Consider the following 23,681-nt stretch of genomic DNA (forward strand, 5'->3'; position numbering starts at 1 on the left):
GCTGGGATATTACCAGCCCCTATGTTTTTTAAACTATTTCTTTTTCCATTTAAACTACAAAAAGAAGTAGGTAGAATGCAAGAAGGGAAATTAATCCCAGTGGCAGTCCCAGCTTTACCCATTCCTTACTCTTTATTTCAAGTTTATTTGCCGCAATTATGTTTGGAATATCACCTTGAATTAAAATACCGCCACTTGCAAGAAGGCTTAAAAGTATTGCTTTAATTTGGCCAGTTGAAAGGCTTGGTGTGATCTCAGCAGCTGCAACGGTTGCATTGTCGAGGGCTGCTGAGATGATGTTTATCCAAAATAGGAGTTTGTCTCCTAGTTTTACAACATATTTATCAATGAAAGGCTTAAAACCACTGCCCCACAGTTCCAATGCAACTATAAACATAAAAATTTTGCCAGCACGCAGCATTATATCCTTCCTTGCCTCAAGATCTAAAATGGCTCTCTCTTCGGCTTTCACAATAGCCTTTTCTTCTGTGAGAAGCTCTTCATAGGTTGATAGAATACACCCTTTTTTTCTTTCATAAAGCAGGATAAAATAGCTTAAAAGTGATAAGATAATTATTGTGGGTATTATATAAATTCCAAGATTTTTAAGTATATACAAAAATTCGGCATTCAACGAACTTACAACAATTGTTGAAAGTGGCTCTCCAACTGGAATTAAAGCTGCACCAAATCCAATAGAAAAGCAGCCTATTATTGCTACTTTAACCTTTGTTTTGTGTTTCATGGGCAGAAGGTGTATTATTTCAACAAGTATCAGTGTGGCAACAATTGCAGTGATAATGCTTGATATAAGCCCAAGAAATAAAATTACAAGAGATACAAAGGCCTCTATTTTAATTCTACTCAAAATAGAATTTATTACAGTTTTAAGTTTGCTGACTGTGAGGTTAAACACAAAACCCATAACAAGAACAACACCGGTAACAAGATAAAGAAGATAATTGCTAAATACATGTCCCAGAAGGTGAAATGATAAAGTTTTAGAAACCACAGTTGCTAAGATACCCATTACAAGCAAAAATAACTCCAAATTGTGCTCAATTTTACGAAAAATGAAAGGTAATATGAAGACAAGCAACAGGATTATTATCAGCAATATGTCAACCACCATAAATAGATCCTCCTTTAAACAATTTTTAATAGCGCTCCATTTTATAACATAAGCTTTTCAGTGATTTCATCTATAAATTTATCAAAGTCACTAAGATTGTTTTGAAGTATCTCAAACAGGGCTAAATTATCAACCTCAAAATACAAATGAACAATTCTATTTCATCTATATTAAATAGCATGATGATTTCTTTCCTTTAATTCTTCGTAGAATTTCCTGTAAAAGTACTCATGATCTTGATACAAATCCAGAACTATCTCCTCAAAATCTGCTACTTTGACGGGGTCTTTTTTAATTATTTCTTTTCCTTCACTGATAGTTTTAAACTGTAAGGTTAACGGTGCTTTGTTAAGGTTTATAATGTCCACTTTGTCTGTTTGAAGAATGTCAGATATCTGCACTTCTAAATCAAGTTCATCAAAAAAGCTAATTTCTTTAGAAAATAAAATCGCAAGGTCAATATCACTATTTTCTGTTTGATATTTTGTACCATACGAACCTACTATCCAAACAGCTACTATATCATCTCGCGCTTTAAAAAAATTAATAAGCTCAGGGAGTTTATTATCTACATTCAACACTGCCGCTTCAACTCCACATAAAAATCTTATTTAATAATACCATGAAAAAACCACATATTTCAAGATATTTACAGCAAAGCTTATGTTGAAAAACTTTAAACTTTAAAAGATTGTTAATAGAGCTTCAAATGTGGTATAATTAAAACCAAGAGAATTTAATTTAGTTCTTTGAGGTGTATAAAATTGATTTCAAGAAAAAAAATGAAAATTCACATTGTAGAATCAGACGTGCAAAATATTGAAGCAAAAATAGAATTGATTAAAAAATATTTAGAAACTGAAACAAAGGAAAATCTCCTCTCCTTTGTTATTTCCTTGTTAGATGCCTTAAAAGATATACCTTTTGATTTATTCCCTGCAAGATTAAAAGATATATTAATTGAATGGGCAGAAACTGCTGAAATCTGTCTTGATGATGAACTTATGGATAGATTAAAAGAAGCAGAGGAAGAGTTTAAATCAGGTGGCGGTATTAAATGGGAATATCCGACAAATTCAACATAATTCTTTCTAAAAATGCATATAAATATCTGCAGAAGTTACCTCAAAATATCAAAAAAAGGATTGTAACTATTTTAGAAGAAGAATTATCACAGAATCCATTTTGTTCCTCTAAAATCAGACCATTGCATGGCAAATTAGAAGGGTTTTACAGATACAAAGAAGGTGATTTAAGGATAATATATAGGGTGGAAAAAGAGCAGCTTACAGTTTACATCTATGAGATAGGTCCAAGAGGGGATATTTATAAAAAGTAGAGACCGAAAATATAAAAATAAATATAAAATATAGCACTCCTTTTAAAAAGCTGAATTCCCAGGGGAAAAGACCTGGGATACGGGGGACCCAATTTTTCTCGGGGTGAATCAGAAGCCAAAGGCTTCTGTAGGGCTAACCCTTTCGGCCCGAACCCGTCAGCTAACCTCGGAAGCTTTGAAAGGGGAGGCAAAAGAGGTTTTACGCCTTTTAATAGGCGCAAAAGAAGGCGTTCTTTTGCCTTTGATTTCAAAGCAGCCAAATTCCGAGGTTATGGAGTTTGGCTGCTTTTATTTTTGCTGATAAACCTGTGTGTCAAGATTTTGAAAGGAGGTATCAAGCAAATGGAAAGGTTAGATGTTGTTAACAACAAGGAAAGGTTTGAAAAGCTAAAAGAAGCAATTCAAGACTACTTAGATGTCAAAGACACAATCAAAACTGGTATAGAGGATGAGAAAAAGATTGAATATCAAAAGAAAAAGATACTTTCTTACTTTGGTGCAAGTGAAAAGGACTGGGAAAATTATAAATGGCAGCTGAAAAACAGAATTACCTCAGCCAAAATATTAAAAGATCTTCTAAACCTTGATGAAAAAGAAGCACAGCAAATAGAAGAAGTAGCAAAGATTTATCGCTTTGCAATCTCACCTTACTATTTGTCGCTAATTGACCCAAATGACCCAAACTGCCCAATAAAAAGACAGTCTGTTCCAAGCAGTTCAGAGCTTATAGAAAAAGGCGAGCTTGACCCAATGGACGAAGAGCACACATCACCTACAAAGATTATTACACAGCGCTATCCAGACAGGCTGATAATAAAAGTCACAAACATATGTGGGATGTTTTGCAGATTTTGCCAGCGAAGAAGGCTCATTGGAGAGATTGACACACACGCATCCTTAGACGATATTACAGATGCAATAGAGTATGTGGCACATAACCCGCACATTCGAGATGTACTTATCACAGGTGGCGATGCCCTGATGCTTTCTGATGAGATTTTGGAGTGGATTTTAAGGCTACTTAGGCAAATACCTCATGTTGAGATAATCAGAATTGGCACACGAGCACCTGTGACATTGCCACAAAGAGTTACAAAAGATCTTGTTGATATGCTAAAGAAGTATCATCCAATTTATATAAACACCCACTTTAACCACCCACGTGAGATAACAAAAGAGTCGAAAAGAGCTTGCGAGATGCTCTCAGACGCAGGAGTTCCCCTTGGCAACCAAATGGTACTGCTAAATGGAGTTAACAACGACAAGTTTGTTGTTCGAAAGCTCAATCAAGAGCTTTTAAAAATCAGAGTAAAGCCATATTATATCTTTCATCCAAAAAGAGTAAAAGGAACCTCGCACTTTTGGGTGACAATTGAGGAAGGCATGGAGATTATTGAGAGCCTCAGAGGAAGAACCTCAGGCATGGCAATTCCCACATACATCATAAATGCTCCAAAAGGCAAAGGAAAAACCCCAATTTTGCCAAATTATCTTCTTTACTTTGGCAAAGACAAAGTGGTTTTTAGAAACTGGGAAGGTGAGATTTTTGAAGTAGAGAATTAATAGTATTTTGTAATTCTGTGTAAATATTATTACAAAAATGTTACTGAAATATGAAAATTTTTTAACACACATGCTGAATAAGCTTAAAATGAGTTGAAAAATTGCCGCTTTTGGGAGTATAATAATAAATGGTCAATGTACACCCTCCCAAAAGGTGGCAATTATTTTTGGCATAAATATTCGAAGCAGGGGATGATTAAGATTGGAAATAAAAGAATACATACTTATAATTAGAAGAAGGTTACCACTTATTGTTACAACCACTCTAATATCCACTCTTATCGCTGCAATTTTAAGTTTTTACATTCTCCCACCAATTTACAAAGCAACTGTTACACTTTTTGCGGGGCGTTCAACTAACAGCGATGGTTCAAATGATAACATTCAAGCACTATACAGCGATGTTTTGCTTGGGCAGCAGCTTGTCAAAGACTACAGAGAAATTGCTGTCAGCCGAACTGTTTTAGAAAGAGTAATAAAAGAACTTAAGAGGTTGTTGAATAAAAGATATAACCATTGTAAGTAAAAATATCCACAGGAGAAATAAAAAAATATCCCCCTTGTGATAAAATTTTAAAGTGCAATAACACAACAACCACAAGGGGGATACAAAACATGACTAATGATATTAAACCACAAAAGAGAAAATTTTTAAAGATCCTTTTTGCTATTGAAAAAATAGCTCAAATCTTAAGAGTCTCAAGAAAATCAAATAAAAGAGGAAGGCCGAGAAAATTTGGACTATCTCAAATAATAGCGTGTTTGGTTTACAAAGTAAAAAATAGTATTGCAAGTTTTAGAGAACTTGAGTATAAGATAAATGAGGATAGGGAATTTAGAAGAGCGATAGGGATAGAAAAAAGCCCGGATCATTCTTATTTTGCGAAGTATGCAGCAATGATAGAAGAAAAATATTTAGCTGATATAAAAGAAATACTGATAAGTGCAATAAATCCAGACACAAGTATTTGTGTGGTGGATTCAACACCATTGAGAAGTAGCAAAAATGACAGACAAGCAGCAACAGGTGTATGTGCAGTTTTGGGTTTTTACAATGGATATAAACTACACTTACTTGTTACAGGGAAAGACGAGATAATACCTTTGGCGTGGGAATTTTCCTGTGCGAATGAGCATGATAGTCAAAAGATAGAGCTTTTGTACAGGGCATGGATTTATGGAGCGAAGATTTTAATAGCGGATGCAGGATATGACAGCGAAAAATGGTTCAAGGCAGCTCAAGAACTTGAGATAAAATTTGTTGCAGGGATAAACAAAAGGAATATGAAAAACAAAGATAATGTAAGAAGTGAATTGAGGGCAGAGAATATGAAGTATTTAGAAACAGAGGAAGGCAAAAAGGTATACAGAAAAAGAACGATGATAGAGAAGCTTTTCAGTAAACTTAAAGGGGAATATAAATTAGAAAATGTGAGATTAAGAGGCTTTAGAACTTATAAAAGGCACGTGGAATGGATATTGATAACTTACTTATTTGAAGAATTTATTAGGAAATTAGAAAAACGTAAATTTACTCTTGCTTATGTATGGAATCAATTTTGCTAACCTTATACATACTTTTATGGCAAAAATATTTATTCAACAAGCTCAATTATATTTCATTATGATAGATAAGAAGAATAGCCACTAAAAAATGTATGATGTTGTTGATAAGATATTTGAAGTAATGAAGGTATATATAAGAAGTGAAATAGTCTGGAGAAATTTAGAGATAAGCTATGGTTAATTATTTAATTTATAAAGTGTGATAGAGGATATTTAGTTTTAGGATGCTAGAATGGAGGAGAAAACAAAATATAGTTTTTTAAAAATCGATAGTGTGGTATAATAAACATTATCAACGAATAAGATAGGCAGACTTGACAAGAATTTTGTGTTTCCAATTTATAACGTAAGTTGTAGAACTGTATTATATTGTTAGTACATTTTTTAATGCTAGGTACTCCTTTTTTCCATTTTGTACGACGCAGGTTCTCACGTTGTAAGTAAATATTTATTTCTAAAACATCTAAAGACTGAAAATATCCACCAGAGTTTATTCAGCACATTATTAATTCTATGTGCAAGTGATTTAGTACCTCTGAGAAGCAGTATAGATGAGAGTTAAATAAAAGTAGTTATGAATACAACGAGAAAGGAATACAAAGGATATAAATAGAATGTAATAGCCAAAGTATTAGTAATAGAGTTATCTTTATAATACTAAGAAGTTATATACTAATGAGCATGAGAGCAATTAAATAAACATTTAAATGGGGCAAAAATATTTAATCCAGTTTTTTGACAAGGATTAAAAGTATATTTTGAAAAATAAGGAAATTAAACATTCTGACTAATATCCAACTAAACAAGAAAAGAGGTACTACAGGAGCATGAATAATAAAATAATTTCACTCCTTTCCTGGGCAACCGTAATCTTATGGTTGCTCGTTATATTTTCCTTATCCTCTCAGCCAGGTACAAAGTCCAACGAACTAAGTAAAAAGGTAACCAAACAGATTATTAAAACAACAGAAAAGGTAGTTATGCTAAATGATTCTAATAAACCAAAAACAAACTTGGTCAACAAACTCAATGATGTTGTACGAGAATATGCCCATGCCGCAGTATAGTTGGTGTTGGGCGTATTAGTGATGAATGCATTTATAATGAGTGGAGTTAAAGGTTATAAAGCTTTTGTTTTTTCTCTCATATTTTGCATCCTTTATGCTATAACTGATGAAATACACCAGCTATTTGTACCGGGCAGAGGTACAGAGGTTACTGATGTTTTGATTGATGGCATTGGAGCCTTAATAGGAATTGGACTTTATAAATTCATCTTCAAAATATATTGCGCAGTAAAAACAAAACCTTTACCAAAACAATTATAACCATCCACAGTAAAATGCTTATTATCAACCCATTTTTTAACCCTCTAAAAAAATTGGGCGATGGCATTACTGGAATTGTTCCTCTTACTTTTCTTTAATACATATTATTCATCTTCTTTTAGCAGTTTATACTCATTTTTCAAATATCTTAACCTTTCATCCCTTCGTTTTTTATGCCATTCTGCCCTGTCTTTTTTCTAAAATTCCTATCACACGTTTTCTTGCTTTACCTCATGTCATACTTATGTAAACTACAATAAAGACAGAGATGGTGCTTTGATGCTTAAACTTTGTCAGTATCAAAGAGATGCTAAACATCGATCGTTTTGTATTACTAATATAAACCATGAAAAGGCAAAACTCACCTGCTTTTGAATAAATTACTTTTTGGTATACATAAGTAATAAAAAAATAATCACATCAAATTGTCAACCAGAATATAATGATAATGAACTGAAAACTTCAAACATTATTCTATAAAGGAGGTTTTTTGTATGCCTAATTATTCAGTATTTACTAACAAACCTGAAGAACTGAAGGTACAGATGTTTGGCTCAGATTTGAATACCCCCCTTGCTGTGAACAGTGACGGAAAGATATTCATAAAGTCAGTTGAAGATATTGTGAATATAACAGGCACAATTACAGCCACAGATTTGGATATTAGAAATTTGGTCAATACTCAGGATAGCGTACAGATATACGGAACAGACGGTACAACAAACAAACCCATTCTCACCGATACAGATGGCAAAATAGTGATAAGTTCAACGGGGGTACTATCAGTTCAGGCAACAGACCTTGATATTCGCAATCTCAATAATACTCAAGATAACATTCTAATATATGGCCTGAGCGATTCAGGAAATACTGCGATTTCAACAACAACCAGTGGGGATATTAATATTAATCATAGCGGGAGAAAATTTTTTGAGTTATCATTGTTGAATGTTACAACTGGAGATAGTTACCAATACACTGACTTTATTGATGTTTCGAATTATAGCACATATTCATTCTATGTGAAGAATACTGGAACAACAAACGCAGCTGATTTAGTTCTTCAAATTAGTCCAACAACAAATCCCGATGATACGGTAGATCTTTTACTGCTGGCTTCATTACCTGCAGGAGATAAAGATGTTTTAGTTCCAAATAAATTTTTACGTTATGTCCGTTTAGGCTATAAAAGCACTGTATCTTTATTATCAACTACTCTTAATATATACTTCCAGGCTCATGTGTAAGGGTGAATTTACAGAGTAGCACATAGCTACTCTTTTTTTCTAAAAAAGGAGGAAAAAATAATGTCAGAGATTATTCTTAGAGCAAAATTAGCATTATCAGTTACGAACTACGAAAATGAAAATAACAAAGTGGATAAGAAGATAATATTCATAGGAAGAGATGGTAGACACAATTTCAGAAGTCTTATGTTTTTTGACACATCCTCAATACCAGCAAGCTGTACAATTACAAAAGCTGAACTGGTTTTGTTTAAAGTAAAAGATTTTTATCCAACCCAAGATAAAATAATAAAAATACATGCTTTGTTAGACTATTTTAGCTTCAAAACAACATATGACAATATACCAACTTATGAAAATTTTTTTGTTGAAGCACCAATTGACAATAGTAAAATTACAGCTGAAGTTAATGTTAAAGATATTGTTGCAAGATGGGTAGATGGGAGTTTAAAGAACAAAGGTATTATACTTTTTTTAAATGAAGATAAAAGATCGCTAATGGCTTTTACATCGTTTGGATTTCCAATTAGCTATTTAAGACCCATACTGCGGGTTGAATATGCTATGCCACAAATCCCTGATATTATAGTATCTAATCAGACTGTTCAAGTTAAAGAAGAAGAGGCTATTTTAATAGGAAACACAGAAGCTATAAGCAATAGTTACGATACAAGCTATATTTTGGATGGGACAGTAGTTGCTAAAAATGAAGGGGCAAATCTGACTAAATTAACTTTGGAATGTAGTAATGATAATTTGAATTGGATTGAAGATGTATCAGTGATTTTAGAAGCAGGGCAAACCAAAATAATTGTACCAAAATACTATAGCAAATTTATCAGATTTAAGGCAAATGCCATTGGCAATATCAATATTAAGATAAGATATATATACAAAGAATTCATGCATTAAATTAAATGTAAACTTTTATCATTGAAACAAAACTCTTTTCTTTGATTTGTAATCTCTTCATGCACCTTGCCTTTTTTATATTTTGTATCTCATCAGTCTTTTTTTTTATTCTATGTTCTACACTCCCATCGCACTTTTTAGAATTTTATCATAATCCATTTCCTTCTTAGAAAATTCATGAACCATTTTACCTTCTCTCAAGACCAAAATCCTATCGCACATGCCAATTAGCTCTGAAAATTCAGAGGAGATGAAAATGATTGCACAGCCAATTCGCGCAAGCTCGTTTATGATGTTATATACCTCAACCTTAGATGCCAAATCCAAACCCTTTGTTGGCTCATCAAGAATAAATACTAAAGACTGGGAAAATAACCACTTGGCAATCAAGACCTTTTGCTGATTACCTCCAGATAGAGTTGCTATCTTTTGAGAAATTTCCTTTGGCTTTATCCCAAGCCGCTTTATAAAAAAATTTGCAATCTTCTCTTGACGTGATGAGTCAATGAAAAACCCATTTACAATATTCCAAATATTAGACGAGATGATGTTATCTGCAATGTTTAAAGTCTTAAAAAGTCCTGTGCCAATCCTATCTTCGCTCATAAATGCAATGCCGTTTTTGATTGCATCAGATGGGCTTGAAAGCTTCAAAAGATTTCCTTTAATAAAAATCTCTCCCGAGTCTATCTTTTCAGCACCAAAAAGTGCTTTTGCCAAGAAACTTCTTCCAGAGCCAACAAGCCCTGCTATTCCGTACACCTCACCGCTTCTTACTTCAAACGATATATCCTCTATTATCCCAGACTTTGTTAAATTTTTGACGCTAAAAATAACCGGTCCCTTTTCTACTTTTAGCTTTGGATATGTTCTATTTATTTTTCCAAAAATGAGAGAAATTGCCCTGTTTAGATTAAAACTTGTTACCTTATCAGATGCCACAACCTCGCCGTCGCGCAGTATTGTTATTCTATCAGCAATGGAGAGTGCTTCCTCTACCATATTTGTGACAAATATTATGATGATTCCTTTTTGCTTTAGATCCTTGATAATTCTAAAAGGTTTTCTATCTCATAGGAAGTTAGGCCAGCTGTTGGCTCATCGAATATAATAGCCTTTGCATCTTGCACAAGTGCACGACAAATCTCTATCACCTGAAGTTGAGATGTGCCAAGGTTTTTGCAACTTGCCTCTGGATTTATGCTAACACCCATTTTAGCAAGAATTTCTGAAGAGAGCTTTATCATCTTTTTAGTGCTGATAAATCCAAGGCTATTTTTTGGCTTGTTTTCAATGAAGATATTTTCTGCAACAGAAAGGTGCGGGAAGTACAAAAGCTCCTGATGAACAGTGAAAATCCCAAGCGACTTTGCCAAAAGGGGATTGAGGTGTGAAAAAACCTTGCCGTTTACTATAACTTTTCCTTCAGAGGGCAGATATGTTCCGTTGATTATCTTTGTCAATGTCGTTTTGCCGGAACCGTTTTTTCCAAGAATTACATGTACCTCTCCTTCCAAAAACTCAAGGTTTATTCTCTTTAAAGCATAGAAATCATCAAACTTTTTTGATACATTTTCTAAAACAATTGACATAACAGCTTCAAACCTCTCTTTCAAGGTCAGAAAAGTCAAAACTGCAAAATATCTGAGTGCCGTTTTCAAAGAAAAATGATTTATATTCATCAGGCACATTTGTGTCGCTTATTACCTTTTTGATTTCATCAACCTTTGCAATTTGGAAAAGTGAAATTTTATCAAACTTGGAGGAGTCAGCAACAATAATTGTTTCTTTGGCAATTGACTTAAAATACTTATATGCATTTGCAAACTCAACATTGTTGACGGTAAAACCGCGCTCTAAAGATACTCCGTCAACCTCAATAAATGCCTTGTCCACAAATATGTCCATATTAGGATTTACAAGCATTGGCCCTGCTAACATAAATGTATTACCAATAATGTATCCGCCTGTCACAATTGTTTGGATTGAAAGTTTTCCACACTCCAACGCCACCAGAAGATCATTTGTTAAAACTATTATGTTCTTTTTATCTTTTATATACTTTGGTACAAGGCGACATATATTACCACCTGTTAAGATTATTGCCTGATTGTCTTCAATCATGTATGAACAGACCTTTGCAATTGCTTCTTTTTCTGAGTTTTCTTCTATAATTGGTGATAGGAGCTTTGTTGCCTCTTCTTTCAAGATTGCACCGCCATAGGTTTTTATCAGAAAACCTTCACTCTCAAGCTTGTCTAAATCCCGCCTTATTGTCACCTCAGAAACATTCAAAAGCTCAGCAAGTGTTGCAACGTCAACATGTTTTTTTTGCAGCAGGATCTCTTTTATTTTCTTTAACCTCTCAGCAACAAGCATTTAATATTCACCACTTTTACGATTGTATCATTTTTGGTTTTGAAAAAAGTTGTACACGTACAACTTTTATATATCCTTCTTTCCATCAGTGTATTATATTTTATCAAGTCTGTCAACATGGTGAACACTTTTGATAACAACGTTCAAAAAAATAAAAAATTTTTGATTAAAAAAGAAGGATTTTTGATTTGAATGTAGAATATATATAATTACAAGACACAAAATTAAATCAACAATGCACCTGATTAACCAAAAGTTTGTAATGCTAAAACAAAGCGAGGTGAACCTGTGTGAAGGATTCTGCATCTGTTGAACTACTGAGGCTAAATGGTATAACAAAGACATTTCCTGGCACTGTGGCGCTGTCTGATGTGTCATTCTCAGTAAACAAGGCAGAGATTCATGCGGTAGTTGGCGAAAACGGTGCTGGAAAGTCTACTTTGATGAACATCATTTCAGGAAGCCTTCTTCCAGACAAAGGTGAGATATACCTTGAGGGCAAGAAGGTCAGTATAAGGTCTCCAAGAGATGCACAAAATCTTGGTATCAGCATTGTTCACCAGGAACTTGCACTTTGCCCGCACCTCACTGTTGCTGAGAATATCTACATAGGAAGGCTTCCTCAAAAGTCTGGCAAGGTTGTTGATTACAAAAAACTCAATAAAATGTCTGAAGAGATTTTGGCGCTTTTTGATGAGGTAAATATAAATCCCACTGATAAAGTAGCAGATTTGAATGTTGCCCAGCAGCAGATAGTTGAAATTGCAAAGGCGATTACATTTAACTGTAAACTTTTGATCTTAGATGAGCCAACGTCAGCTCTGTCTGAGGCTGATGCAGAAGTTTTGTTTAAGATAATAAGGGATTTAAAATCTAAGGGTATTAGCATTCTTTACATCTCTCACAGGCTGCGTGAGATATTCGAGCTTGCAGACAGAATCACTGTCCTTCGGGATGGAAGATACATTACAACGCTAAATACAGCTGAGACAAATCCCGACCAGGTTGTAAGCCTGATGGTTGGAAGAGAAATCAAAGAAATGTACCCACCAAAGAGCAATAAAATTGGCAGAGAAGTTTTTAGAGTAGAGAATATTAGCTCTGATAAGGTCCAGAATGTATCATTTTCCCTGCACGAAGGTGAAATTTTGGGTTTTGCAGGGCTTGTAGGAAGCGGAAGAACTGAGCTTGCTCAGACAATCTGCGGAATTTTACCGCGCCGCGGTGGAGAAATTTATCTTGAGGGGAAAAAGATTGAGATAAACTCATTCGAAGATGCTATTCAGCATAAAATCGGATATGTTACAGAAGATAGAAAACAGTATGGTCTTTTTCTAAAGCTTCCTGTGGCCTACAATGTTTCGGCTATTTATCTTAAGTATGACTACAACGGACTTTTGATTGACAGGCATATGGAGATAGGACTTGTGCAGGAGTTTGTAAAAAAGCTCAATGTAAAGACTTCTTCATATCTTCAGCTTGTTATGAGTCTTTCTGGTGGAAATCAGCAAAAGGTGATGATAGCAAAATGGCTTGCTATAAAACCGAGGATTTTGATTTTGGATGAGCCGACGCGCGGAATAGACGTTGGCGCAAAGGCAGAGATACATAACTTGCTCAGGGAACTTGCCAGCAGTGGCATAGGAATTATTCTAATTTCATCTGAGATGCCAGAAATCATTGGAATGTGTGATAGAGTTCTTGTCATGAGAGAAGGTAGAATAACAGGCCAGCTTTCTGGCGACAAAATCACTGAAGAGAACATCATGCAGCTTGCTGCACACAAATAATTCTGGGCAAAAGGAGGCAAGAATTGAGATGTCAGTACAATCTTCAAATCAAGCAGCAAGTAAGAGCTTTTTCAAAAAGTTAATGGGGTTTAGAGAAATAACTTTGATTTTTATCATAATTGTAATAAGCGCCATTATATCAATATTGAGCCCAAACTTCTTGACTGCAGAAAATCTTATAACCACAGCTTTGGGTCTTGCAGCAGATGGAATTCTTGCAATAGGTATGACCATTGTGCTTGTCTCAGGTGGCGTAGATCTTTCTGTTGGTTCTGTTCTGGGGCTTTCGGCTGTCATAGCAGGTGGGCTTTATTTAAGCTTCGGTATTAATATCTGGGTTGGGTCCTTAATAGCACTTATTGTTTGTGCTTTGATTGGGCTTTTCAATGGTTATTTCATTGCAAGAGTTGGTATTCCACCTTTAATTGTTACACTGGCTATGATGGGAATAGCTCGTGGTGCTGCTTATGTTTTGACCCAAGGTTCACCACTTGCACTGTATGGCAATCTCAAAGGATTTGAATTTTTAGGACAGGGAAAGATTTTAGGGATTCCATTTTTCATTGTGTTCTTTATACTTCTCATAATCCTGTTTGATTTTTTGATGAGAAAATCTGCACCGTTTAGGCTTGTGTACTATGTAGGCAGCAACGAAAATGCAGCAAAATTGTCTGGTATAAATGTTCCAAAGGTAAAGGTCTCTGTATATGTTCTGATGTCAATCCTGGCAGGAATTGCTGGAATATTTACTCTCTCAAGGTTTTCAGTTGCTGCACCAACAGCTGGAAACGGTTCTGAGCTAAACGCAATCTCTGCGTGCGTCATTGGTGGAGCGTCGCTTGCAGGTGGCGAAGGCACTGTCCTTGGCGCAATCCTTGGTACAATCCTTGTTGGAATCATCAACAATGCGCTTGTGCTTTTGAACGTCTCTGTCTACTGGCAAAACTTGGTCAGCGGTGTGATTTTGATTGCAGCTGTTACAATTGACTATCTCACACATCAAAAAAAGTCTTAAAAGGCTTCAAGGTTAAAGTGTGGTTTTAACTCCTGTTGCCTGCACTGAGGAAAGCTTTGGTGGCATCAGGGGTTAAAATAAATAAAAACAAAATTGGAGGAGGGTTTGATAGGCTATGAAGAAGAACTTTTACAAGTACCTTTCAATTTTTCTTGCGATTGCACTCATTGTGTCTTTGGCTTATGCGCTTGTTCCAAATTCAAAGGATGTCACACAGGCAAGCAGTGGCAATCCAAAACTAAAAGGAAGTCCAAAAGAAGAGTATTATATGGTGACCTTTGCTTCTGGTATTGAGTACTGGAAGGGTTGCTTTAAAGGAATGAAGGCGGCAGCAGACCTGTACGGTGTAAAAGCAATCTACACAGGTGCACCGCAGTTTGATGTAAACCAACAGGTTACTGTTCTTCGTCAGGTTATTGCTAAAAAACCTGCAGGTATTTTAGTTACATGTGCAAATCCGGATGCGTTAAAAGCTCCAATTGATGAGGCAATCAAAAAAGGAATTCCTGTAGTAACATTTGACGCAGACTCTCCAAAGTCCCTTAGATATTCTGTTTTGGAGACAGGAAACTATAACGCAGGTGCAATGGCTGCAAGATACTTAGGAAAGCTTTTAGGCGGAAAAGGTGAAGTGGGTATTTCAACAGTTGCTGCACAGCTCAACCATGAGCAGAGAAAACAAGGATTTATTGATACTCTCAAGAAAGAATTTCCTGGTATCAAAGTTGTTTCAATTGTCAACGACGAAAATGACTCAACAAAAGCAGCAAGAGGGGTAGCAGCTATGCTCCAAGCTCATCCAAACATCAAAGGAATATTCTGCACAGTTGCTCCCGGTGGAGTTGGTGTTGCAACAGCCATCAAAGAGGCTAACAAGGTTGGTAAGATTAAGATAGTAAGCTTTGACACAGACAAAGGGACACTTGACCTCATAAAGCAAGGAGTCATTGATGCATCAATTGCACAGGGTACATGGAACATGGGATTCTGGGGCATGACATTCCTGTTCTACTTAAAACATGGTATTGTTAATCCAGTTGATAATTGGAAGAAGTTTGGTATAAATCCACTTCCGCCATACATCGATACAGGTACGATGGTTGTAACAAAACAAAACGTGGATGCATTCTATAAGGTTAATGTGATAAAGTAAGACAAATTTGTAAGAGTAGTGTCAAGTGCTTGTTCTGGGGAGGCTGTCTTTAAGCTAAAAAAACAGCCTCCCTTATTTTCATGTGCTATCATATTTGCCTTACCAGAAAATATGGTTATTGCCTTACTTTTTTTAGTGTATTTAGTTTTAAGATAATTTATGGTATAATTATTACAAAACACTTCATGTGGGAGAATTTAATGTGTGATAATTTACCTCACAATGTAAATGATCTTGAATACAAATATATATTTTCAAACAAAAGCCTATTTTTGAGACTTTTGAAAAGAATTGGCAAGATGAAGATATTTAATGAACTAACAGAAGAAAACCTTGAACTGGTGGATAAGAACTATGTATTGCCAGATTTTTCTGAACAGGAAAGTGATCTTTTGTACAAGGCAAGATTGCAAGAAGAAGAGGTTTTTTTCTATATTTTGTTTGAACACCAATCTACAGTTGATTATAACATGGCTATGAGGTTGTTATTTTATATAACCGACATTTGGAGAGATTGGCTCAAGCAGTTTGATAAAAATCAATTTAAAAATAAAAGTTTTAAATTTCCACCAGTTGTGCCAATAGTTTTATACGATGGTGATAATCCTTGGACAGCGAGTGTAAATTTGAAAGAGAGAATAATGAATTTTGAGATGTTTGGAAAGTATATAGTAGATTTTGAATACATACTGATTGATTTAAATAATCTTGAAGAGATGGTGTTCAAATATAAAGATGTTTTAAGTTTAATATTAAAATTGAATAAGGTGAGAACAGGTGAGGAGTTAGAAAGATTGTTTTTAGATTTAAATGAATATCTACAAGGTGCAAAAGAAAAAGAGATTAATACCCTAAAGATATGTTTGCCAGCTGCATTGAAGGAATTAGGTGAAGAGAAGATACAAGAAGCAAGAGATATTTTGGAATATATAACAGGAGGTGAAGGTATAATGCCACTTTTTCAAAATTTGAGAAAAATAAGAGAAGAGTGGTATCACGAAGGAATTCAAAAAGGAATTCAGGATGGACTGCAACAAGGACTGCAACAAGGACTGCAACAAGGACTGCAACAAGGGTTGCAACAAGGGCTGCAACAAGGGTTGCAACAAGGGCTGCAACAAGGGCTGCAGAAAAAGGAGCTTGAGATAGCAGAAAAGATGATAGTAAAAGGATATTCAGATGAGGAAATTCATGAGATAACAGGGCTTGATATTGAAAAGATAAAGGAGCTGCGCGCAAAGCATAATAATTAAATGATTTTTTTCGCTTTGTCCAAAGAAATTTTCTTTGAGAAACAAAAGGGCTGGGCAGAAAAAACTGTCCAACCCTTTGTTTTTACTCACCAATTTTCCTTCCAAAGATCATATAAGCAGTATGGCCTATCATCCTGTCATCAGGTCTGAGCCTTTCTGGCACGGGTTTGTACTGGCGCATCATAATCTCCACAACTTCAGATACATAAAACTTATGTTCTTCTAAAGCTCTCAGGGTTTCAGCAACCTGATTTGTTGTAGGTACAAGTATTCCTACGTGCCCTGCAGGCTTTAATGCTTTTCTGATTTCAGGTATAGCTTCTTCTGGCTCTCTTATGTCCAAGAAAAATGCATCCAAATCTTTTTCTTCTATTCCATCGAGGATTGATTTGTTATGCATCACGACATTGTCAAATTTTGAAAAGCCCTTAATGTTCTTTTCTGCCAGTTTATAAAACTCCTCTCTTTGCTCGTAGGTATATACTTTTCCTTCGTTTCCTACAGCCATTGAAAGATATAAAGTGAAAGCTCCAGAGCCGGTACCTGCTTCACCAACTCTTTTTCCAGGGTTTATATCAAGGCGCATGAGTATGTATGCCCCATCTTTCGGGTAGACAATCTGGGTATGGCGCTTTAGATAATGCATAACATAGTCAAATGTGTCACAAGGGAACACATAATACTCAACATCGTTTGCCACAAAACTGCCGCCTGGTGGTATTTGTGCTAAAGAAGTAGAATCTATATGTCCTGTTGGCAAATTTACTCTCTTTGATACGGTTATGTCAACTACTTTTTTAAAACCGTCTGGGCCAATTATAACCCTTTTTGTTTCAAATCCCTGGTGCAATTGTTAGCCCCCTTTTCACAACAGATTTTTTTGCAATTTTTAAAAATTTACTTGAATATTTAATACTACATTTTTATAAAGTAATCAACTATATCCTCAAGCCCTACAAGCCCTATTACTTTTCCATTGTCTAAGACAGGCACAGCTGAGATGTCATTTTCACGCAAAAGCTTTGCAACATGTTTTATATCATCGTTTTTATCAGCAGTAATTACCGCCTTTGTCATTGCAAGCTCAACAGGATATGTTTCAAAGTGCCCAGGTTGACTTAAGAACCTGTATATATCAGCTTTTACTATAATTCCTTTCAGAAAGTCATTTTCATCTACAACAACCGCAACGCTTTTCTTTCTTTTTTGCATTTGTTCTAAAGCATGCTTTACTGTATCTGCTGGAAAAAGCTTTATAAAATCTTGGTTAATAATGTTTGAGAGCATCTTATCTCCTCCAGAACAAATGTTATTTTTCTCAAAAATTTTTCCTCCTGCTATTTATTATATACCCAAAAGTTTTTACAACCCCAAAAATTTATTTAATGTATTGACTATTGGTCAATTTTGTTTATAATATAAATCATGACTATTAGTCAAAATCTAAATGGAGATGATGCGGCTGTGCACAAGTTTGGGCTTTTTGTTGCAAAGCACAGAAAACTTGTTTTAGCAATTGCAATTTTGCTTTTGATTCCATCAATCTATGGATTTGTTACTACAAAGGTCAATTATGACATTCTCACATACCTTCCAAAGGATTTAGAATCAGTAAAAGGGCAAGATATCTTGGATAAGGAATTTAAGCAAGCTGCACTTTCAATGCTCATTGTAAAAGGAGATATGAACATATCAAGTATTCAAAGGCTCAAGAGTAAAATCTCGCATGTTGATGGGGTTGAAAAGGTCATATGGATTGACGATTTTTTAGACCCAACAATTCCAAAGGAGATGCTACCGGATATTTTGAAAAACACGTTTTATAGCAAAGACTCAACCCTTCTGCTTATCCAGTTTAAAAACTCAGCATCATCACTTGAAACTCAAAATGCAATATCAAAGATAAGGAAAATTGCCACAGCTCAGTGCTTTTTAAGTGGTATGTCAGCAATTATAAAAGATACAAGGGATTTGTCGGACAGAGAAACTCCTTTGTATGTACTTGTTGCTGTAATATTTATATTCATCCTTCTATTGTTGACGATGGAATCACCTATTGTACCTATCCTGTTTTTGACAAGCATCGGGATGGCAATCATATACAACTTGGGTACAAATAAATTCTTAGGGGAGATATCATACATTACAAAATCACTTGCTGCAGTTTTGCAACTTGGTGTTACAATGGACTTTTCAATATTTTTGATGCACAGATACGATGAGGAAAGAAAGAGGTTTGACTCAAAAGAAGAGGCAATGGCAGAGGCTATTTCAAAGACTCTTGTTGCAATCTTGTCAAGTGCTGCAACTGCAATTGCAGGGTTCTTGGCACTCTGTGTGATGAGGCTAAGAATTGGTGCAGACATTGGCATAGTTATGGCAAAAGGAGTATTCCTCGGGGTTATTGGAACTGTAACAATTTTGCCTGCCTTGATTCTAACATTTGACAGGGCAATCCACAAATTTAGACTCAAAAATATCCTTCCAACATTCTCTAAAACAGCAGAGTTTGTAACAAAATACCATGTAGTGCTTTTTGTTGTATTTTTGCTTGCATTTATACCAGCTATTTATGGCAGAGTGAACATCAAAGAATATTACAACCTCATAGATTCTTTGCCAAAGACAATGAAATCTGTGCAGGCAACCGACCTTCTTAAAAAAGAGTACAACATGACAACAACTCATACGGTTTTAGTTGACAGTTCAGTGCCAAAGTATCAGATTAAAAACATGTGTGAAGAGATAAAAAGGGTCAAAGGTGTTGAAAAGGTATTGGCATTTGACGATATCTTGGGACCGGCTATTCCAGATGAGTTTATACCATCGTCTGTCAAGGAGAACTTTGAAAAAGGAAATTTCAAGCTCATAATGATAAACTCCATTTACAAATCAGCTACAAATGAAGAAAATGCCCAGATAGAAAGAATACAGCAAATAGTCAAAAAATATTCTAAACGTTCATATGTTACAGGCGAAGGTGTATTGACCAAAGACCTTGTTGAGATGGCAGACACAGACCTGAAAAGAGTAGATTTTATCTCTATCCTGGCAATATTTATGATAATACTCATAACATTCAAATCAATCTCAATTCCAATAATTTTGGTTTTGGCGATTGAGCTTGCGATATTTATAAATTTAGCAATTCCGTATTACACAAATGTAACAGTACCGTTTATTGCCTCAATTGTACTTGGAACAATCCAGCTTGGTTCTGCTATTAACTATGCAATCTTGATGACAACAAGATTTAGAGAAGAGATTCAAAAAGGTCATGATAGATTTGAAGCTATAAAAATAGCTGTAAAAACATCTTCACGCTCTGTTGTAACAAGTGCGCTGGCATTTGCATTTTCTACATTGGCAGTAGCACTCATTGCAAAGATTGATATGATAAGAAGCCTGTGTGAGATGCTCTCACGAGGTGCAGTTATAAGCATGGTAGTTATATTGTTTGTTCTGCCATCATTATTACTTCTTTTTGAGGGTGCAATTGCCAAAACAACTTTTGGTTGGAGATCAAAAGAAGCTTCTGTAAAGCCATCAGAAGAATATGAAACGTTATAAAGTGAAGAGAAGAGGAGGGAAAGTGTAGTACAATGATGAGAAATAAAGGCTTTTTAAAACTAATTTCTCTCATCCTTGCGGTGGTGTTTTTGTTCACAAACATTACTGCTTTTGCTAATACAGCTGTCAAAAAAGAGACAGTATATGTCATTTTGGACGCTGGCGGCAGAGTAAAAAGCCAGATAGTCACAGACTGGATACACTCAGATACCCCAAATGTCACAATAAAAGACAAATCAGAGCTTGAAAATATAGTAAATCTAAAGGGCGATGAAAGTCCTCAAAAAGATGGAGAATATATCACATGGAAGTTAAATTCCAATGATTTGTTTTATCAGGGCACTATTTCAAAAGAGCTTCCATTTGAGGTTTCAATCAAATACTATTTAAATGGGAAAGAGATAAAACCCCAAGATTTAGCAGGCAAGTCTGGAAAGGTAAAGATAAAGATAGAGGTTGCAAACAAAGAACAAAAGATTGTGAAAATAAATGGAAAAAACAGAACAATTTATCTACCTTTGACCTTTGCGGCGGTTGTAAATCTTCCTCTTGATAAATTCGAGAATGTCAAGACAAATGCTGGTGAGGTCATAACAGAAGGAAATACACAGGCTGTAGTTTCAGTACTCTTTCCTGACCTATTGGAGAGTCTTGGGCTGGACGACGAAGGTGACATTGTACATGTTCCAAAGTATATAGAAATTACTGCTGATTGTAAGAATTTTGAGCTTTCTCCAATCTATATGGTTGCGACAAATAAGCTGCTTGATATAAAAGATGTAAAAGAGATTGATTCGTTTGATAGCTTACAAAAGGCAATTAATACACTTTACACATCCAGTGAAAAAATCCTTGAAGGTGCTGTGAAACTATCTGAGGGCGAAAAAGAGTTTACTTTAAATTTTGAAAAGTTCACAAATGGTTTGAAACTTTTGTCAGACGGGTCAGGTGAGCTTTACAAAGGGGTAAAGAGTCTTGAAGCTGGGGCTGAAAAGCTATACGATTCTTCAAAGCAGCTAAGAAAAGGTGCAAGTGAACTGGTCAAAAACTCACAAAAACTTTATAAAGGTGTTGCAGAATTTGGAAATGGAGTTTATGAGTATACCTATGGAAGTTCACAGTTTTCTGACGGTGCAATTAAAATAATAGATGGATACCAGACCTTGTTTGTAAAGAACAAAGAACTTTTTGATGCAGTAAAGAAGGTATCTTCTGGGCTTGATTTGGCTACTTCTTCACAGAAAGATTTGGAGGCTGGATCAAAGAGGCTGCAGGATGCAATTCAAAATGTTCTTGAAGGGACCAAAAAAGAGCTTGAGGTTTTAAACATTGTTTATAATGGATTTGACACAGTTATTTCTGGCTTGCAAAAATTAGAGAGCATCCCTGTTGTTAAGGACATAGTTACAAACCTCATAGCAGGAATTGACAAGCAAAGGCAGGCAATAAAGGGGTTGATTGATTCAAAACAGGCAATGATAAATGGTCTTTCACAGATTCTTGACAATGTGAAAAAGATGTCTCAAGGGCAAGAAAAGTTAAGCACAGCTTTGCTGCAATTAAAAGATGCACAGGCTAAAATTGCAAGCTCGTCTGATTTGATTGTGCAAAATCAAAAACTCTTAGATCAGTCAGCAGCAAAGCTAAAAGACAGCAAAAAAGCTTTGGATGAAGGAGCAAAAAAACTTTTAGCCTCAAAAGAACAGCTGGTAAGCGGTACAAAAGCATTTTGTGAAGGCACAGCAAAACTTGACAGTGCAACAGCGCAGTTTGTCTCTGGCACAGAAAAGTTAAAAGATGGTGCAAAACAGCTTTCCGGCGGAATGGAAAAGTTTGATGAGAATGTAAAAATGGTTTATTCAGCTTCAGAGAAGCTTTTGGAAGGCTCGAAAAAACTTGAAGATGGGACAGTAGCTCTTAGCAATAATTACCGAAAATTTCACAATGAAGGTATAAAAGAGCTCTATTCAAAAACAGATGAGGCATTGGGGAAACTTGATGATATAAAAGATACTTTGAATGAGCTTAAAGAATTTTCGCAGAGTTATAAGACATTTTCTGGTATTTCGGATGAACTTGATGGTGAGGTAAAATTTGTTTTAAAGACAGATGAGATAAAGGCAAAAGAAGAAAAACAGGTTTCAAAAGAGGTAAAAACAGCAATAAAGTTTCATGAAAAGAAAAGTTTTTGGAAATGGCTTTTGGGGCTTTTGCACATTCAGGTAGACTGAGGCAAAAGCCCTCTTTTTTTTATTTTGTTTGATAATTAAAGCTTCTATGGTATATAATTCTGTATAACACATATATAACTTAGAAAGAGGTGCTTTGTTTTGGTATCTAATCTCAAAATCATATTTATGTGCATTACACTTCTTCTTTCAGTAGGCCTGCCAATTGTATTGGCTGTGATTGTTTTAAAGAAGTACTCAGGAGTTTTGAAATCGATTTTAATAGGAGCATTAATATTTTTCATTTCTCAGGTTGTTCTGAGAATTCCGATACTTCAGATTTTATCAAAACAAAGTTACTTTGTAGAATTTTCCAAGCATTACATTGTATACTCTCTCTTTTTGGGTCTGACAGCTGGGATTTTTGAAGAGGTTGGAAGATACATTGGTTTTAGGGGGTTTTTAAAAGATAGGCTAAACTATCAAAACGGTCTTGCTTATGGGGTTGGGCATGGTGGGATTGAATCAATCTTTCTTGTTGGGATAGCCTATATAAATAACATTGTGTATTCTTTTTTAATTAACTCTGGCAGTTTAGATATTCTTTTGAAGGGCAAGGTTTCTCCTGAGGTGATTAGGTCTATAAAAAGTGCACTTATTGAAACACCTGCTTCGACATTTCTTCTTGCCGGCTTTGAAAGAGTATTCACAATGGCAATTCAGATTGCTCTTTCGCTTTTGGTTCTGGTGGCTGTTAAAAGAAAGAGGCTGTATTATCTTGCTCTTGCGATATTGCTTCACACAATCATTGATGCCCCTGCTGCATATATGGCATTAGTAAAAGTTAATATATTTGCTATTGAGTTTGTAGTTTTGCTTTGGGCTGTGTTGAGCCTAATTTATATAATAAAGTGGAAAGACATTCATAGAATACAAGAAAGCTAAAAGGGCTGAAAGAAAGGTGTGTATAAAAAAAAGGGGTGGAGCTAATGGGTGAGTTTGTGTCAAATGTGGCAAGACTTTTGGATGAAACAAAAACAAAAGAGTTTTTGGCAGGAGTCCAACAAGGGATTCAACAAGGAATTCAACAGGGTATCCGGCAAGAGAGGATAGAGACAGCAAAAAGAATGATTCAGTTAGGAATTTCATACGATATCATATCCAAAGCGACCAACCTAAGTATTGAAGAGATTGAGAAAATAGCACAGGAGAAAATTAACTGATGTCCAAAACAACTTAAGAAGCTTTATGCAAACAATTTTCTTG

General features: G+C 35.3%; 23 protein-coding genes, 2 pseudogenes and 1 riboswitch. Of the genes and pseudogenes, 16 read left to right on the forward strand and 9 right to left on the reverse strand.

The window, feature by feature from the left end; genetic code table 11:
- Window positions 1–49: 49 nt before the first annotated feature.
- Genes PGC14_RS12960 through mntA form a run of 3 tightly spaced genes read right to left on the reverse strand, consistent with a single transcriptional unit; the run spans window position 50 to window position 1,713 of the window.
- Window positions 50–1,129, reverse strand: coding sequence for a DUF1646 family protein (locus PGC14_RS12960; protein ID WP_271629890.1), 1,080 nt, complete (start codon window positions 1,127–1,129; stop codon window positions 50–52).
- 44 nt (window positions 1,130–1,173) lie between these two features.
- A complete protein-coding gene (locus PGC14_RS12965) occupies window positions 1,174–1,287 on the reverse strand; it encodes a HepT-like ribonuclease domain-containing protein (RefSeq protein ID WP_307189060.1) in 114 nt (37 codons plus the stop codon).
- A gap of 15 nt (window positions 1,288–1,302) precedes the next feature.
- Window positions 1,303–1,713, reverse strand: a complete 411-nt coding sequence (gene mntA / locus PGC14_RS12970) for a type VII toxin-antitoxin system MntA family adenylyltransferase antitoxin (RefSeq protein WP_039767426.1) — start codon at window positions 1,711–1,713, stop codon at window positions 1,303–1,305.
- Between the two features lie 183 nt (window positions 1,714–1,896).
- Here mntA and PGC14_RS12975 point away from each other — a divergent pair, with 183 nt between their 5' ends.
- The 5 genes from PGC14_RS12975 to PGC14_RS12995 all read left to right on the forward strand — a co-directional run bounded on the left by PGC14_RS12975 (window position 1,897) and on the right by PGC14_RS12995 (window position 5,600).
- Complete coding sequence (locus PGC14_RS12975) at window positions 1,897–2,217, forward strand: hypothetical protein (RefSeq protein WP_039767424.1); 321 nt, start codon at window positions 1,897–1,899, stop codon at window positions 2,215–2,217.
- Window positions 2,190–2,471, forward strand: coding sequence for a type II toxin-antitoxin system RelE family toxin (locus PGC14_RS12980; RefSeq protein ID WP_039767422.1), 282 nt, complete (start codon window positions 2,190–2,192; stop codon window positions 2,469–2,471). Before PGC14_RS12975 ends, PGC14_RS12980 begins: the two co-directional genes overlap by 28 nt.
- A gap of 38 nt (window positions 2,472–2,509) precedes the next feature.
- Window positions 2,510–2,661: riboswitch (cyclic di-AMP (ydaO/yuaA leader) on the forward strand.
- A gap of 152 nt (window positions 2,662–2,813) precedes the next feature.
- On the forward strand, window positions 2,814–4,034 hold the full coding sequence (eam, locus tag PGC14_RS12985) for a glutamate 2,3-aminomutase (protein WP_271629158.1): 1,221 nt from the start codon (window positions 2,814–2,816) through the stop codon (window positions 4,032–4,034).
- A 202-nt stretch (window positions 4,035–4,236) separates the two neighbouring features.
- Entirely contained in the window at window positions 4,237–4,560 is a 324-nt protein-coding gene (locus tag PGC14_RS12990; protein ID WP_271629159.1) for a YveK family protein, read from the forward strand.
- Between the two features lie 89 nt (window positions 4,561–4,649).
- Complete coding sequence (locus PGC14_RS12995; RefSeq protein WP_271629160.1) at window positions 4,650–5,600, forward strand: transposase; 951 nt, start codon at window positions 4,650–4,652, stop codon at window positions 5,598–5,600.
- 320 nt (window positions 5,601–5,920) lie between these two features.
- On the opposite strand, the pseudogene PGC14_RS13000 reads toward PGC14_RS12995, so the two are convergent.
- A pseudogene (locus PGC14_RS13000) lies at window positions 5,921–6,094 on the reverse strand (IS256 family transposase); the annotation flags it as partial.
- A gap of 333 nt (window positions 6,095–6,427) precedes the next feature.
- Between PGC14_RS13000 and PGC14_RS13005 the strand changes: the two are divergent.
- The 3 genes and pseudogenes from PGC14_RS13005 to PGC14_RS13015 all read left to right on the forward strand — a co-directional run bounded on the left by PGC14_RS13005 (window position 6,428) and on the right by PGC14_RS13015 (window position 9,087).
- Window positions 6,428–6,928: pseudogene (locus PGC14_RS13005) on the forward strand (VanZ family protein).
- A gap of 494 nt (window positions 6,929–7,422) precedes the next feature.
- Entirely contained in the window at window positions 7,423–8,175 is a 753-nt protein-coding gene (locus tag PGC14_RS13010) for a DUF6385 domain-containing protein (protein ID WP_271629161.1), read from the forward strand.
- Window positions 8,176–8,235: 60 nt separating this feature from the next.
- On the forward strand, window positions 8,236–9,087 hold the full coding sequence (locus PGC14_RS13015) for a DNRLRE domain-containing protein (RefSeq protein ID WP_271629162.1): 852 nt from the start codon (window positions 8,236–8,238) through the stop codon (window positions 9,085–9,087).
- Between the two features lie 117 nt (window positions 9,088–9,204).
- On the opposite strand, the gene PGC14_RS13020 is transcribed toward PGC14_RS13015, so the two are convergent.
- From PGC14_RS13020 to PGC14_RS13030, 3 genes are read right to left on the reverse strand one after another with little or no spacing between them, the layout of a single operon-like run.
- A complete protein-coding gene (locus PGC14_RS13020; protein WP_271629163.1) occupies window positions 9,205–10,089 on the reverse strand; it encodes an ATP-binding cassette domain-containing protein in 885 nt (294 codons plus the stop codon).
- Between the two features lie 35 nt (window positions 10,090–10,124).
- On the reverse strand, window positions 10,125–10,679 hold the full coding sequence (locus PGC14_RS13025) for an ATP-binding cassette domain-containing protein (protein ID WP_271629164.1): 555 nt from the start codon (window positions 10,677–10,679) through the stop codon (window positions 10,125–10,127).
- Window positions 10,680–10,686: 7 nt separating this feature from the next.
- Complete coding sequence (locus tag PGC14_RS13030; protein WP_039767408.1) at window positions 10,687–11,466, reverse strand: DeoR/GlpR family DNA-binding transcription regulator; 780 nt, start codon at window positions 11,464–11,466, stop codon at window positions 10,687–10,689.
- Window positions 11,467–11,756: 290 nt separating this feature from the next.
- Here PGC14_RS13030 and PGC14_RS13035 point away from each other — a divergent pair, with 290 nt between their 5' ends.
- The 4 genes from PGC14_RS13035 (at window position 11,757) to PGC14_RS13050 (ending at window position 16,677) form a co-directional block, all read left to right on the forward strand.
- On the forward strand, window positions 11,757–13,256 hold the full coding sequence (locus tag PGC14_RS13035; protein ID WP_039767407.1) for a sugar ABC transporter ATP-binding protein: 1,500 nt from the start codon (window positions 11,757–11,759) through the stop codon (window positions 13,254–13,256).
- A gap of 28 nt (window positions 13,257–13,284) precedes the next feature.
- On the forward strand, window positions 13,285–14,271 hold the full coding sequence (locus tag PGC14_RS13040; protein WP_039767572.1) for an ABC transporter permease: 987 nt from the start codon (window positions 13,285–13,287) through the stop codon (window positions 14,269–14,271).
- A gap of 115 nt (window positions 14,272–14,386) precedes the next feature.
- Window positions 14,387–15,424, forward strand: coding sequence for a substrate-binding domain-containing protein (locus PGC14_RS13045; protein WP_271629165.1), 1,038 nt, complete (start codon window positions 14,387–14,389; stop codon window positions 15,422–15,424).
- Window positions 15,425–15,624: 200 nt separating this feature from the next.
- Entirely contained in the window at window positions 15,625–16,677 is a 1,053-nt protein-coding gene (locus tag PGC14_RS13050) for an Rpn family recombination-promoting nuclease/putative transposase (protein WP_271629166.1), read from the forward strand.
- Window positions 16,678–16,759: 82 nt separating this feature from the next.
- Here the strand turns inward: PGC14_RS13050 and PGC14_RS13055 are convergent, their stop codons facing one another.
- Window positions 16,760–17,527 carry a tRNA (adenine-N1)-methyltransferase gene (locus PGC14_RS13055; RefSeq protein WP_039767401.1) on the reverse strand — a complete coding sequence of 256 codons (768 nt, stop codon included), beginning with the start codon at window positions 17,525–17,527 and terminating at the stop codon, window positions 16,760–16,762.
- A gap of 65 nt (window positions 17,528–17,592) precedes the next feature.
- Window positions 17,593–17,964, reverse strand: coding sequence for a cyclic nucleotide-binding/CBS domain-containing protein (locus PGC14_RS13060; protein ID WP_271629167.1), 372 nt, complete (start codon window positions 17,962–17,964; stop codon window positions 17,593–17,595).
- A gap of 177 nt (window positions 17,965–18,141) precedes the next feature.
- Here PGC14_RS13060 and PGC14_RS13065 point away from each other — a divergent pair, with 177 nt between their 5' ends.
- The 4 genes from PGC14_RS13065 (at window position 18,142) to PGC14_RS13080 (ending at window position 23,638) form a co-directional block, all read left to right on the forward strand.
- Complete coding sequence (locus PGC14_RS13065) at window positions 18,142–20,247, forward strand: efflux RND transporter permease subunit (RefSeq protein ID WP_039767397.1); 2,106 nt, start codon at window positions 18,142–18,144, stop codon at window positions 20,245–20,247.
- Between the two features lie 32 nt (window positions 20,248–20,279).
- Complete coding sequence (locus tag PGC14_RS13070) at window positions 20,280–22,478, forward strand: hypothetical protein (RefSeq protein ID WP_271629168.1); 2,199 nt, start codon at window positions 20,280–20,282, stop codon at window positions 22,476–22,478.
- 99 nt (window positions 22,479–22,577) lie between these two features.
- Entirely contained in the window at window positions 22,578–23,360 is a 783-nt protein-coding gene (locus tag PGC14_RS13075; protein ID WP_039764845.1) for a YhfC family intramembrane metalloprotease, read from the forward strand.
- Window positions 23,361–23,404: 44 nt separating this feature from the next.
- The gene (locus PGC14_RS13080; RefSeq protein WP_011915862.1) at window positions 23,405–23,638 is read left to right on the forward strand and encodes a hypothetical protein; all 234 of its coding nucleotides are present in this window, start codon (window positions 23,405–23,407) and stop codon (window positions 23,636–23,638) included.
- Window positions 23,639–23,681: the final 43 nt, after the last annotated feature.

Source organism: Caldicellulosiruptor sp. DIB 104C (genome assembly GCF_028198085.1).
Taxonomy (GTDB): Bacteria; Bacillota; Thermoanaerobacteria; order Caldicellulosiruptorales; family Caldicellulosiruptoraceae; genus Caldicellulosiruptor; species Caldicellulosiruptor saccharolyticus.